Below are 12,973 nucleotides of genomic sequence, written 5' to 3'. Positions count from 1 at the left end.
GCGGTGATGCCTGCAGTTTCGCCGAGCGGGCGGAGAAGCGAACAGGAGAATGCTGTGAGCGACGCGCGCGAGGCAGCCGGGGCGCCGGTGACCCGCTCCCGCGTGGTCACCGGAATGATCCTCCGCACCCGACGCGGCGGGCTCTCCATCCGGGTCCCGGGCCGCGCCCTGGCCGTGACCGCCGTGCTGCTCGCCGCCCTCGTCGTCGTCATGGGCATCACGCTCACCACCGGCGACTACGAGCTGTCCGTCGGCGAGGTCCTCAGGGCCGTGACGGGCAACGACGCGGGCGCCGCGGACTTCATCGTCAACACCCTGCGCATGCCCCGTCTGCTGACCGCGCTGTGCGTGGGCGCGGCGCTGGCGGTCAGCGGGGCGATCCTGCAGAGCCTCACCGCCAACGCCCTCGGCAGCCCGGACATCATCGGCTTCACCAACGGCTCTGCCGTCGGCGCGCTGGTGGTCATCATCGTGCTGCACGGCAGCATGACCCAGATCGCGGTGGGCGCGCTGATCGGCGGACTCGCCACCGCTCTCGTCGTGTATCTGCTGATGCTGGGCCGCGGGCTGCAGGGCTTCCGGCTGGTCGTCATCGGCATCGGCGTCAGCGCGCTGCTGCTGGCCGTCAACTCGTATCTGATCACCAGGGCCACCTTCCAGGAGGCCCTGGAGGCCCAGGCGTGGCTGATCGGCAGCCTGGGCAACAGGGGCTGGCAGCACGCCAACGCCATCCTCGTCGCCGTCGCCGTGCTCCTCCCGCTCGCCTTCGTCCTCTCCCGCCGTCTGACCATGGTGGAGATGGGCGACGCCACGGCCGTCGCCCTCGGCGTCCGCGTGACCGGCGCCCGTACCGCGCTGCTGCTGATCAGCGTCGCCCTCGCGTCCTTCGCCACCGCGGTGACCGGCCCCATCGCGTTCATCGCCCTCGCCGCGCCGCAGCTGGCCCGCAGGCTCACCGGCGCGCCGGGTCCCGCGCTGGCCTCGTCGGCGCTGACGGGCGCGCTGCTGCTGACCGCGAGCGACCTCGCCGCACAGCGTGTCTTCTCTCCCGCACTCCTTCCGGTGGGCACCGCGACCGGCACCATCGGCGGGCTGTATCTGATCTGGCTGCTGGTCACCGAGTCGCGAAAGAGCCGCGCATGACTGGAACGACGCCGCGTGTGAACGGCACTCCCGAGCAGGCAGGAGCGGCGGCCGGGGCGGGCCGCCCGCAGCCCCGGCTGCGGGCGGAGGACCTGACGCTCTCCTACGATCAGCGCACCGTGGCCGCCGGTCTCGGCGTCGACATACCGGACAACTCTTTCACGGTCATCATCGGACCGAACGCCTGCGGCAAGTCCACTCTGCTCAAGGCCCTGGCGCGGATGCTCAAACCGAGGGCGGGGCAGGTCTATCTGGACGGCGCGGCCATCGCGTCGTACCGCTCCCGCGAAGTCGCCCGCCGCCTCGGGCTGCTGCCTCAGTCGTCGACCGCGCCCGGCGGGATCACGGTCGGCGACCTCGTGGCCCGCGGCCGCTATCCGCATCAGCGGCTGCTGAAGCAGTGGTCCGCCGAGGATGAGGCGGCCGTGACCGAGGCGATGCGGCAGACCGGGGTGCTCGACCTCGCCGACCGGCCCGTGGACGATCTCTCCGGCGGCCAGCGCCAGCGCGTCTGGCTGTCCATGGTGCTCGCCCAGCAGACGCCCATCCTGCTCCTGGACGAGCCGACCACCTTCCTGGACATCGCCCACCAGGTGGAGGTGCTCGATCTGTGCGCGGAGCTGCACGCGCGCCGCAGGCACACCATCGTCGCGGTTCTGCACGACCTCAACCAGGCGTGCCGCTACGCCACCCACCTCATCGTGATGAAGCCCGGCGGCGCGGTCGCCGCCGAGGGCCCTCCGGCGACCGTGATGACCGAAGAGCTGGTCCAGGAGGTGTTCGGGCTTCCCTGCAGGATCATCGACGACCCGGAGACCGGCACGCCGCTGATGGTGCCGGCCGCGCCACGACGCCATGAGCCGGCCGACGGCGCCGATGACGGGCAGCCCGCCTCATCCGCCGACGTGGCCATGGCCGCCTCCGAGACTTCCTGACCTCTCCCGCACACCCAACGCCCTGTCCTGCCCTGTCCTGCCCTGTCCTGCACGTCCGACCCCGGGGACGGAACCGCCCATGCTCTGCACGAGGCTGACGAACGCTCACTTCATCACCATGGACCCGGACCACCCCGTCGCCCGCGACGTCGGGATCTGGCGGGGCCGCATCGTCGGCCTGGACGAGGCCGCGACCTCCCTGCCGGCCCGCGAGGTCGTCGACCTCCAGGGCGCGACCGTCCTGCCCGGATTCATCGACAGCCATGTCCATCTGGCGTGGACGGGACTGAAGGCGAGCACCCCCAGCGTCGCCCCCTGCGAGCGGGTCGACGACGTCCTCGCGGTCGTGGCGCGGGCCGTCGACGGCACGCGCGGGGACGGCGTCTGGGTCGACATCGCCGGATACGACCAGCGCGCCCTCGGCCGCCATCTGACCGCGGCGGAGCTGGACCGGGTCAGCCGCGGGCGCAAGGTGTTCCTGATGCACGACTCCGGGCACGCCTGCGTGGTGAACAGCGCCGTGCTGGAGATGCTGCCGGGCGACGTCCCGCACCAGGACGGCTTCCTGGCGGAGAGCGCCATGACCGCCGCACGGCGGCTCCGTCTGCCCTACTCGCAGACCGAGATCGCCGACGCCGTCGAGCGCGCCGGCCGCGGCTGTCTGGCGGAGGGCGTGACCGCCTGTACGGAGGCGGGCATCGGCGGCGGTCTGCTGGGGCACAGCCCCGTCGAGCTCGGCGCGTACCAACTGCTCCGCGACCAGGGCCGGCTGCCCCTGCGCGTCCAGCTCATGGCGGCCGCGGACACCCTGCGGCCGCTGGACGCCCACCGGGAGGACGGCATGCCGCGGGCTCTGGACCTCGGCCTGCGCACCGGCTTCGGCGACGACTGGCTCTCCCTGGGAGCGCTCAAGGTGTACACGGACGGCGGCATGATGGCCCGTACGGCCGCGCTCACCGCACCGTACGAGGGCATGACCCACACCGGTCAGCTGCAGGACGACCCCGCACATCTCGCCGAGCTGATCGTGGACGGGCATCTCGCCGGGTGGCAGCTCGCCGTCCACGCCATCGGGGACCGGGCCGCCGACCTCGCGCTGGACGCCCTGGAGCGCGCCCAGCGGCTGCGCCCACGCCCGGAGGCGCGCCACCGCGTCGAGCACGCCGGTCTGATCAGGCCCGACCAGCTTCCGCGCTTCGCCCGCCTCGGCGTCAGCGCCGTCGTCCAGCCGAACTTTCTGCGCTACTTCGGCGACGACTACGCGACGATCATGGGTGAGGAGCGTGCGCCCTGGATGTACCGGGGGCGCTCCTTCCGCGACCACGGCATCACGCTCGTCGGCAGCTCCGACCGGCCCGTCGCGGACGGATCGCCGCTGCGCGCCGTCCAGTTTATGGTCGAACGCGCCTCCGTCTCAGGGCGGCGCATCGGGCCCGACGAGGCGATCACCGTCGAAGAGGCCCTGCGCGCCTACACGGTCGCCGGGGCGTATGCCTCGCGGCAGGACGGCAGCGCCGGCACTCTGACGCCGGGCAAGCGCGCGGATCTCGTCGTCCTGGGCGACGATCCACGGCGCGTCGGCCCTGCTGCGATCGGGGACATCGAGGTCGTCGCGACGTTCGTGGACGGGCGCGAGGCGACGGAGACAGGCAAGCTCTGAGCGCATCGGCGGCTGCGCCCACCCGACTTGGCCAGAAGCTTAGGTAAGGCTAACCTAAATCTCACTGTTTCACCGGGGTGAACGCAGCAGGCCAAAAGGCCTTCCCACACGGTGGAACCCGAGGAAGGAACGCCTTGAACATGGCCCTGCCGCGCCCCGCCACGCTGCTGCCCCGCGCGCCCCGCCCACACCGCCCGTCCCCCGCCGCGTCTGCCGAGTCTGCCGCTCCCGCCGCTCCCGCCGCATTCTCGGTCCGCACCGCGCATCCCCGGGACGCCGCCGAACTCGCCGCCCTCTCCCAGCCGTTCATCAGCTCCGGGGCACTGCGCCCCCGCCCGTTCCACGTCTACGCGCAGCGCGCGAGCGACTTCCTCGTGGCCGAGGGGCCCGACGGCGCCCTGGACGGCTGCCTGGCGCTGCGCCTCCTGCCCGAACCGGCGCACGACGGACGGGCCGCCGGAGTCGTGTACAACTTCTGCGTCGCACACCGCAGGCAGGGCAGCGGTGTGGGAGCCCGGCTGCTGGCCGCCGCGCTGGCTCAGGGCCTGTCGCGGTCACTGGACGCGCTGTTCACGGCGACGACCGGAAGCGGCCGGCTCTTCCTGCGCTACGGCTTCGCCCCGGTCTCCGCCGACCTGGCCCCCGTGTCCTGGGCCCGGTCGCTGGACCCGCGGCGCAACGCCCAGGTCCTCGCCAGGGTCCTCTGACAGACGGCCCGGCGCATATACGAGGAGAAGGGGGAAGGGGGGAGGGGCCCGAACCGCTCGAACGGTTCGGGCCCCTCCCCCCTTCCCCTCGTATGCCCGTACGGCGTCAGCCGTCCAGGATGCCGGGCAACTCCTTCACCAGCGCCGCGATCTCCTCCTCCGCGACCGTCAGGGCGGGAGCCAGCCGCACGGTCGACGCACCCGCGGCGTTCACCAGGAAGCCCGCGTCCTGAGCGGCCCGCTGGACCCGCGCCGCCACCGGTTCGGCCAGTACGACGCCCAGCAGCAGCCCGGCGCCCCGCACTTCGCGCACACGGGGGTGCCTCAGCCCCTCGATGCCGCGGCGCAGCGCCTCGCCCTTGCGCACGACCTGCGCCAGCAGCCCCTGCGCCTCGATCGTCTCCAGCACGGCGAGCCCCGCCGCACAGGCCACGGGGTTGCCCCCGAAGGTCGAGCCGTGGTGCCCCGGACCCAGCAGGCAGGCCGCGTCGCCGAACGCCACCGCGGCGCCGATCGGCAGCCCGCCGCCCAGCCCCTTGGCAAGGGTCACCACGTCGGGGTCCGCGCCGGGGACCGACTGGTGGGCGAACCAGCGGCCGGTCCGGCCGACGCCGGTCTGCACCTCGTCCAGCACCAGCAGGGCGCCCGCGGCGCGCGTGATCTCCCGCGCGGCCCGCAGATAGCCCTCCGGCGCGGGCACCACGCCCGCTTCGCCCTGCACCGGCTCCAGGACGACGGCCGCGGTGTCCCCGGTGACCGCGGCGCGCAGCGCCGCCACATCCCCGAACGGCACATGGGTGACATCACCGGGCAGCGGCAGAAAGGGGTCGCGTTTCGCGGGCTGGCCGGTCAGGGCCAGGGCGCCCATGGTCCGCCCGTGGAAGCCGTTCTCGGCCGCGACCACATGGGTCCGCCCCGTACGCCGGGCGATCTTGAAGGCGGCCTCGACCGCTTCCGTGCCCGAGTTGGCGAAGAACACCCTGCCGGGCCGCCCCAGCAGGCCCAGCAGCCGCTCGGCCAGCGCGACGGCAGGCTCCGAGACGAACAGATTGGACACATGCCCCAGCCGGGCGATCTGAACGGCGACCGCGTCCGCCACGGCGGGGTGCGCATGCCCGAGTGTGTTGACCGCGATCCCGCCGGTGAAGTCCGTGTACGCCCGCCCCGAGGCATCCCAGACGGTGCTGCCCGCACCGCGCACCAGCGCCAGCGGGGGAGTGCCGTAGGTGTCCATCATCACCGCCCGCCAGCGCTCGGTCAGCTCGGTCGCTCCGGCGGTCCCGGCGGTCCCGGCGGTCTCGGCCGGCTTGACGGGCTTGACGGGCTTGGCCGGGGAGGCGGCGGCATCGGCCGTCATACGTTTATCTCCTCATCGACGGGAGCCGGATCGGGGACGACGGTCGTGCCGGGGCTCGCCTGAGTGAACACACCGCTCAGCACCGCGTGCGGCACCCGGCCGTCCAGCACATGCGCCCGTGCCACACCCGCACGGACCGCCCGCAGACAGCCCTCCATCTTCGGCAGCATCCCGCTCGCCAGCCCCGGCAGCAGCCCGTCCAGCTCACCGGCCGTCAGCCGCTCGATCACCTCGGTGCTGTGCGGCCAGTCCGCGTACAGTCCCGCCACATCGGTCAGCATCACCAGCCGTTCCGCCCCGAGGGCCACGGCCAGCGCTGAGGCGGCGAGATCCGCGTTGACGTTGTAGACCTGGCCGTCCGCGCCTCGGGCGACGGGCGACACCACCGGGATGCGCCCCTGCTCCAGCAGCCCCCGCACCGTCCCCGGATCGACGGCGACGACATCGCCGACCTGCCCGATGTCCACCGGCCGGCCGTCCACCCAGGCCGGACGCCGCACCGCTGTCATCGTATGGGCGTCCTCGCCCGACATCCCGACGGCGAACGGCCCGTGTGCGTTGATCGCGCCGACCAGCTCGCGCTGGACCCGGCCCGTCAGCACCATCCGGACCACGTCCATGGCCTCCGGCGTCGTCACCCTCAGGCCCGCCTCGAAGCGGACCTCCAGACCGAGCCGGTCGAGCATCGCGCTGATCTGCGGACCGCCGCCGTGTACGACGACGGGGTGCAGCCCGGCGTGCCACAGCTCCACCACATCCCGGGCGAAGGTCCGGTGGAGCGCGGGGTCCACCATGGCGTTGCCGCCGAACTTGATGACGACGGTGCGGCCCTGGAGCTCCTCCAGCCACGGAAGGGCGTCCGCCGGCAGACCGGCCCCGGCCATGCGCTGATCGAGGGAAGTCCTCATCCCTGTTCCTGCCCTGCTTTCGCTCATGAGCTGTAGGCGCTGTTCTCGTGGACGTACTCGGCGGTGAGGTCGTTGGTCCAGACGGCGGCGGAGGCGTCGCCCGCACGGAGGTCCACGGTGACGGTGATCCCGCGCCCCGACATGTCCACCGTGTCGCGGGGCTCCCCGGCCGCTCCGTCGCGGCAGACCCAGACGCCGTTGATCGCCACATCCAGCCGATCCGGATCGAAGACGGCGTCCGTCGTGCCGATCGCCGACAGCACCCGGCCCCAGTTCGGGTCCTCGCCGTGCAGCGCACACTTGAGGAGGTTGTTCCGGGCCACCGACCGGGCCACCGTGACGGCGTCCTGTTCGGACGCCGCGCCGACGACCGCCACCTCGATCTCCTTGGACGCGCCCTCGGCGTCGGCGACGAGCTGCCGTGCCAGATCGCGGCAGACGGCGTGTACGGCCTCGGCGAACTCCCCTTCGTCCGGCGTCAGTCCGGAAGCGCCGGACGCGAGGAGGAGCACCGTGTCATTGGTGGACATACAGCCGTCGGAGTCCACCCGGTCGAAAGTGGTGCGCACGGCCGCGCGCAGCGCCGCGTCGAGCGCCGGGCCGCTCACCTCGGCGTCGGTGGTGAGGACCGCCAGCATGGTGGCCAGCCCCGGAGCGAGCATGCCCGCGCCCTTGGCCATCCCTCCCACGGTCCAGCCGGACCGGGTCGCCGCCGCGGTCTTGTGGACGGTGTCCGTCGTCTTGATCGCCACGGCCGCGTGCCCGCCGCCGTCGGCCGACAGCCGCCCCGCGGCGGCGTCGATGCCCGCGGTGACCCGGTCCATCGGCAGCGGCACGCCGATGAGGCCCGTCGAGCACACGGCCACATCGCCGGCGTCCGCCCCGAGTGCCTCGGCCGTGCGCTTTGCCATCAGCCGGGCGTCCTCGGCTCCCGCCGGGCCCGTACAGGCATTGGCGCCGCCGGAGTTGAGGACGACCGCGGTCAGCCGGCCGTCCGCCAGCGCACGGCGGGACCAGCGCACCGGCGCGGCCTGCACCCGGTTCGAGGTGAACACCCCGGCGGCGGCGCGGGACGGCCCCCGGTTCACCACCAGGGCCAGGTCGGGAGCGCCGGATTCCTTGATGCCGGCGGCCACGCCGCTCGCAAGGAACCCCTGGGCAGCGGTCACGGTCACGGAGCCACTCCATTCACGGGCAGGCCCAGCTGCTCGGGCAGGTCGAGGGCGATGTTCATGCACTGCACCGCGCCGCCGGCGGTGCCCTTCACCAGGTTGTCGATAGCGCTGACGCAGATCAGCCGGCCGGCGGCCGCGTCCACGGCCACCTGCACCTGGACAGTGTTCGAGCCGACCACAGAGCCGGTGGACGGCCAGTGGCCAGGCGGCAGCAGCCGGATGAACGGTTCGCCGGCGTACGCGGCTTCGAAGGCCGCCCGCACCTCGTCGAGTCCGCCGCCCCCGGCGACCCCCGGACGCAGCCGGGCGGAGCAGGTGGCGAGGATGCCGCGCGGCATGGGCGCCAGCGTCGGGGTGAACGACACGGTCACCCGCTCGCCCGCCGCCCGCGACAGGTTCTGCGTCAGCTCCGGAGTGTGCCGGTGGCCGCCGCCCACGCCGTACGGCGTCATCGAGCCCATCACCTCGGAGCCCAGCAGATGCGGCTTCGCCGCCCGGCCTGCCCCGGATGTTCCGCTGGCCGCCGTGATGACGGCGTCCGGCTCCGCCAGCCGGGCGGTGTAGGCGGGGAACAGCGCCAGGGTGACCGCCGTCGGATAGCACCCCGGTACGGCGATCCGGCGCGAGCCGCGCAACTCGTCGCGGGCGCCGGGCAGTTCCGGCAGCCCGTAGGGCCAGGTCCCCGCGTGCTCCGAGCCGTAGAAGCGCACCCAGTCGGAGGCGTCGCGCAGCCGGAAGTCCGCGCCGCAGTCCACGATGAGGGTGTCGTCCGCCAGTTCGCGGGCGAGCGGCGCCGATGCGCCGTGGGGGAGGGCGAGGAACACCACGTCATGCCCGCGCAGCACCTCGGCCGAGGTCCGCTCCAGCGTGCGGCCGGCGAGCGCCGCCAGCTGCGGCTGTACGTCGCCGAGCATGCGGCCGGCGCTGCTGTGCGCCGTCACGGCGCCGATCTCCACGCCGGGATGCCAGGCCAGCAGACGCAGCAGTTCGCCGCCGGCATAGCCACTGGCTCCGGCCACCGCGACCCGTACGGTCATGTTCGTTCCGTCTTTCCTGTTACGTGAGCGTGTGGAGGGAGGGGCGGGATGGGCGGGATGTCATGCGTCCCGCGGCGCCCTGCGGAGCAGCAGATCGCGCAGCAGGACGTCCGTGGGGCAGACCACGCCGCTGCGGGCCGCCCACCGCAGGGCCATGGAGTGCTCCTCGGCGGAGAAGTCGGCCACGGCGTCCGCGACGACGAACGGCTGGATGTCGTTCATAAAGGCGTCGGCGGCCGTGAGCAGCACGCCCAGATGGGCGAAGACCCCGCAGATGATCAGCTGGTCCCGCTCCTCCTGGCGCAGCAGCCGGCCGAGGTTGCTCCGGAGGAACGCGTTGGGGCGGACGTTGGGCAGCAGATGCTCGCCCGGGCGCGGAGCCAGCGGGCTGACGATGGCCCCGGCGTCGGGCTCGTCCCCGATGCCAGGACCCCATATATCCGCCGCGAGTCCGCGCCGGCCGGGGTGCTGGGCGGCGGGCTCGGCGCTGAAGACCACCGGGATGCCCAGCGTTCTGGCGAGCTCGCGCAGCGCGGCGATATTGCGGACCAGCTCCACCACAGGCGAGTGGTCCCGCGGAAACGCCCGTACGAAGTGGTTCTGCATGTCGTGGACGAGGAGCGCTGCCCGGTCCGGATCGATGGTCCAGGAGGCGCATGACCGGGGGAGCGCCGAGCGGTCGGGCATCGGATACGCCTCGATCGCCGGTATGCCCATGACCGCCCCTCCCGGAAAGCACAGGTGTGCGTCACGCTCTCCCGCGTGACTTAGCTAAGCCTAACCTAACTTAATCGTGGGGGTGTGTCAGTCCGCCCGCCAGTAGCCGAGGGCGTACAGACGCTCCTTCGGTACGCCGAGCTGCTTGTGCGCGAAGGCGGCGAGGGTCCGGGTGGTCGCCGTGTCGCAGGCGATCCAGACGTACGCCGAGTCGTCCAGCCGCTTCGGAAGGGCCTCGCGGACCGTCTCGACAAGATGGCCGCCCCCGTCCCGCCGCGGCACGGGGACCAGTTCGCGCGAGCCGCCGCCGCCCTGCGGCATATGGTCGCCGTCGCGGGGATGGGCCGTCTCGTACCAGATCACAGCCGGCGTCTGCGGCATCGCGTCGAGCAGGGAGTCGATGGCCGGACGGGAGGCGGCGTCGCCGACGACGAGAAGCCGGGACGGCAGCGGGTCCGGCACGGCGAACTGCGAGCCCTGCACCGTCGCCTCGATCGTGTCACCCGGACGGGCCGCCCGCGCCCAGTCGCTGGCGCAGCCGGAGTGCAGAGCGAAATCCATGCCGAACGTGCCCGCTGCGGGGTCCGGCTCCACCAGGGTGTAGGCACGCTGATGGGGCCGGCCACCGTTGTCGAACCACAGACGCACCCACATCGTCGGATGCACCCCCGTGGCCTGGAGCATTCCGCCGTCGTCGAACGAGAGACGGTGCAGCCGCTCCGAGAGCCGCTCGTTCGACCGCACGGTGAAGGTGAAGTCCTTGCCGCGCATGAGCTTGAGGACGGCGCCCTGCCAGCCGTGTCCCACAGTGCCCCCTGGAGTTCGAAGTAATTAGGTAAGCCTAATCTAAATCGATCTGACGTTCACAAGGGAAGGGGCTGACCGGGCCAGCGGATCGTTGTATGGTGCGAAGACCGCCCTTGACCTGCGACAAGCAGGCAGGGAGCAGACACAACGGGAGTTTTCCGTGCTTCGTACCATGTTTAAGTCGAAGATCCACCGGGCCACCGTGACCCAGGCCGATCTGCACTATGTCGGCTCTGTCACCGTGGACGCCGAGCTGATGGAGGCGGCCGATCTGCTGCCCGGCGAGCTGGTTCATATCGTCGACATCACGAACGGCGCCCGGCTGGAGACCTATGTCATCGAAGGCGAGCGCGGCTCGGGGGTCATCGGGATCAACGGCGCGGCCGCGCATCTCGTGCACCCCGGTGATCTGGTGATCCTGATCAGCTATGCGCAGGTGGACGACGCGGAGGCGCGGGCCCTGGAGCCGAAGGTCGTGCACGTCGACGCGGACAACCGGATCGCGGCGCTGGGCTCCGACGCCTCGGCGCCGGTGCCGGGCAGCCGTACGGAGCGCAGCCCGCACGCCGTCGGCTGAAGCGTTCCTCCGCCGGGAGTGAACCGGGCGGGCGTGGGCACGCGACGGGGAGAGAAGCGGGAACGCATGACGTCCGACCTCTGGAGGCCAGGCATGCCCCATCCGTACCCCGATCTCGTATCGCCGCCCCCGCCCCGCCCCAGGCCGGTGCCCGAGCCGACGCCGGGCCCGGTGCCGCCGGCGCCGGGGCCGGGACCCGGGCCCGTCCCGACGCCGGAGCCCATGCCCAGCCCCGGGCCCGACCCGGTTCCGAAGCCGCCGGGCCCCGACCCCGTGCCGGAGCCGGAGCCCGAGCCGGGCCCGGTGGGCTGACCAGGGCAGGCTGCCAGATCAGTCCGCGGACACCTCCGAGCGGTCACCGCCCCAGAGCGTGTGGAACGAGCCCTCCCGGTCGGTCCGCCGATAGGTGTGGGCCCCGAAGAAGTCCCGCTGGGCCTGGGTGAGCGCCGCGGGCAGCCGGTCGGCGCGCAGGGCGTCGTAGTACGCGAGAGCGGCCGAGAACCCCGGCGTCGGCACGCCCTGCCGGGCGGCCGTCGCCACCACCTCGCGCCAGTCGTCCTGCGCCGCGCCGATCTCCTCCGCGAACCGCTTGTCCGCCAGCAGGCTCGGCAGCTCGGGCCGGATCTCGTACGCGGCCCGGATGCGGTCCAGGAACGCCGCCCTGATGATGCAGCCCGCACGCCAGATCGACGCCACCGCGCCCGGGTCGACGCCCCACCCGTACCGCTCGCTGCCCGCCTGGATCTGGTGGAACCCCTGTGTGTACGACACGATCTTTGACGCGTACAGCGCCTGCTCCACCCGCCCGGCGAACCGCGCCGCCTCCTGTTCGTCCAGCGGCCGCGGCACCGGCCCCGGCAGTGACGCCGACGCCTCGCGCAGCTCCGCGTGCCCGGACAGCGAGCGGGCGAAGACCGCCTCCGCGATGCCGGAGACCGGCACACCCAGATCGAGGGCGATCTGCACCGTCCAGCGGCCGGTGCCCTTCTGCTCCGCGCGGTCGGCGACCACGTCCACGAACGGCCGGCCCGTCACCGGGTCCGTATGCGCCAGCACCTCGGCCGTGATCTCGATCAGATAGGAGTTCAGACGCCCCTCGTTCCAGGTGCGGAAGGTGTCGGCGATCCGGGCGGGGGAGTACCCGGCGACCGCGCGCAGCAGATGGGAGGCCTCGGCGATCAGCTGCATATCGGCGTACTCGATGCCGTTGTGCACCATCTTGACGAAGTGCCCCGCCCCGTCGGGGCCGACATGGGTGACGCAGGGCGTACCGTCCGGGGCCTTGGCAGCGATCTTCTCCAGCAGCGGCCCCAGGGATGCGTACGACTCGGCCGAGCCGCCCGGCATGATGCTCGGCCCGTGCAGCGCACCCTCCTCGCCTCCGGAGATGCCCACGCCCACGAAGTGGATGCCGCGCTCCCGCAGTTCCCTCTCCCGGCGGCGGGTGTCCGCGACATGCGCATTGCCGCCGTCGATGATCACATCGCCCTCCTCCAGGAGCGGCGCGAACTCCTGGATCACCGCGTCCGTCGGATCGCCCGCCTTGACCATGATCACCAGACGTCGGGGGCGCTCCAGGGCCGCGACGAACTCCTGGGCCGACTCGGCCGGGACGAAGGCCCCCTCGTCGCCGAACTCGTCGACCAGCGCCCGCATCCGGGCGGCCGTGCGGTTGTGCACCGCCACCGTGAACCCGTTGCGTGCGAAATTACGGGCCAGATTGCGGCCCATGACCGCGAGCCCCGTGACGCCGATCTGGGCATGTCCGCTCATGCTGTGTGCTCCCGTCCGCCCTGCGTGCCTGTTATGCCGATGTGGTCGTCCGTGTACGTGTGGAGTCTTACGCACGCACACGGCCCGCCGCTCAACGATCGGCACACACGCCCGCCCGCGGGCACGATTCGGGCGCGCCCCAGCGGCAAACGGGCGGCGTCGGCGGCGCTCCGAGCA

General features: G+C 72.6%; 12 protein-coding genes. 5 read left to right on the top strand and 7 right to left on the bottom strand.

Going from position 1 to position 12,973, the window contains the following annotated elements:
- Positions 1 to 54: 54 nt before the first annotated feature.
- From OF819_RS04145 to OF819_RS04130, 4 genes are all read left to right on the top strand, one after another.
- A complete protein-coding gene (locus OF819_RS04145) occupies positions 55 to 1,143 on the top strand; it encodes a FecCD family ABC transporter permease (protein WP_267241939.1) in 1,089 nt (362 codons plus the stop codon).
- Complete coding sequence (locus tag OF819_RS04140; RefSeq protein ID WP_267241938.1) at positions 1,140 to 2,078, top strand: ABC transporter ATP-binding protein; 939 nt, start codon at positions 1,140 to 1,142, stop codon at positions 2,076 to 2,078. The genes OF819_RS04145 and OF819_RS04140 overlap by 4 nt, the downstream gene beginning before the upstream one ends.
- A 79-nt stretch (positions 2,079 to 2,157) precedes the next feature.
- Positions 2,158 to 3,738: an amidohydrolase gene (locus OF819_RS04135; RefSeq protein WP_267241937.1), complete on the top strand. Its 1,581-nt coding sequence runs from the start codon at positions 2,158 to 2,160 to the stop codon at positions 3,736 to 3,738.
- Positions 3,739 to 3,878: 140 nt separating this feature from the next.
- Positions 3,879 to 4,445 (top strand): GNAT family N-acetyltransferase, encoded by a 567-nt coding sequence (locus OF819_RS04130; protein WP_267241936.1) that lies wholly within the window; start codon positions 3,879 to 3,881, stop codon positions 4,443 to 4,445.
- Between the two features lie 106 nt (positions 4,446 to 4,551).
- Here the strand turns inward: OF819_RS04130 and OF819_RS04125 are convergent, their stop codons facing one another.
- The 6 genes from OF819_RS04125 to OF819_RS04100 form a co-directional block, all read right to left on the bottom strand.
- A complete protein-coding gene (locus OF819_RS04125) occupies positions 4,552 to 5,802 on the bottom strand; it encodes an acetylornithine transaminase (RefSeq protein WP_267241935.1) in 1,251 nt (416 codons plus the stop codon).
- Positions 5,799 to 6,710 (bottom strand): acetylglutamate kinase, encoded by a 912-nt coding sequence (gene argB / locus OF819_RS04120; RefSeq protein WP_416370466.1) that lies wholly within the window; start codon positions 6,708 to 6,710, stop codon positions 5,799 to 5,801. Before argB ends, OF819_RS04125 begins: the two co-directional genes overlap by 4 nt.
- Positions 6,711 to 6,733: 23 nt before the next feature.
- The gene (argJ, locus tag OF819_RS04115; RefSeq protein ID WP_267241934.1) at positions 6,734 to 7,885 is read right to left on the bottom strand and encodes a bifunctional glutamate N-acetyltransferase/amino-acid acetyltransferase ArgJ; all 1,152 of its coding nucleotides are present in this window, start codon (positions 7,883 to 7,885) and stop codon (positions 6,734 to 6,736) included.
- Positions 7,882 to 8,922, bottom strand: coding sequence for an N-acetyl-gamma-glutamyl-phosphate reductase (gene argC / locus OF819_RS04110; protein WP_267241933.1), 1,041 nt, complete (start codon positions 8,920 to 8,922; stop codon positions 7,882 to 7,884). Before argC ends, argJ begins: the two co-directional genes overlap by 4 nt.
- 60 nt (positions 8,923 to 8,982) lie before the next feature.
- Positions 8,983 to 9,639 carry an isochorismatase family protein gene (locus OF819_RS04105; protein WP_267241932.1) on the bottom strand — a complete coding sequence of 219 codons (657 nt, stop codon included), beginning with the start codon at positions 9,637 to 9,639 and terminating at the stop codon, positions 8,983 to 8,985.
- A gap of 87 nt (positions 9,640 to 9,726) precedes the next feature.
- Positions 9,727 to 10,446, bottom strand: coding sequence for a siderophore-interacting protein (locus tag OF819_RS04100; RefSeq protein WP_267241931.1), 720 nt, complete (start codon positions 10,444 to 10,446; stop codon positions 9,727 to 9,729).
- Positions 10,447 to 10,606: 160 nt separating this feature from the next.
- Here OF819_RS04100 and panD point away from each other — a divergent pair, with 160 nt between their 5' ends.
- Positions 10,607 to 11,023, top strand: a complete 417-nt coding sequence (gene panD, locus OF819_RS04095; protein ID WP_267241930.1) for an aspartate 1-decarboxylase — start codon at positions 10,607 to 10,609, stop codon at positions 11,021 to 11,023.
- A gap of 330 nt (positions 11,024 to 11,353) precedes the next feature.
- Here panD and gndA read toward each other — a convergent pair whose 3' ends face one another.
- Positions 11,354 to 12,796 carry an NADP-dependent phosphogluconate dehydrogenase gene (gndA, locus tag OF819_RS04090; protein WP_267241929.1) on the bottom strand — a complete coding sequence of 481 codons (1,443 nt, stop codon included), beginning with the start codon at positions 12,794 to 12,796 and terminating at the stop codon, positions 11,354 to 11,356.
- Positions 12,797 to 12,973 lie beyond the last annotated feature (177 nt).

It is taken from the genome of Streptomyces sp. PR69, assembly GCF_026420845.1.
Classification (GTDB): Bacteria; Actinomycetota; Actinomycetes; order Streptomycetales; family Streptomycetaceae; genus Streptomyces.
The sequence above is the reverse complement of the archived record's forward strand: the minus strand, read 5'-3'. Positions and strand labels throughout refer to the sequence as shown.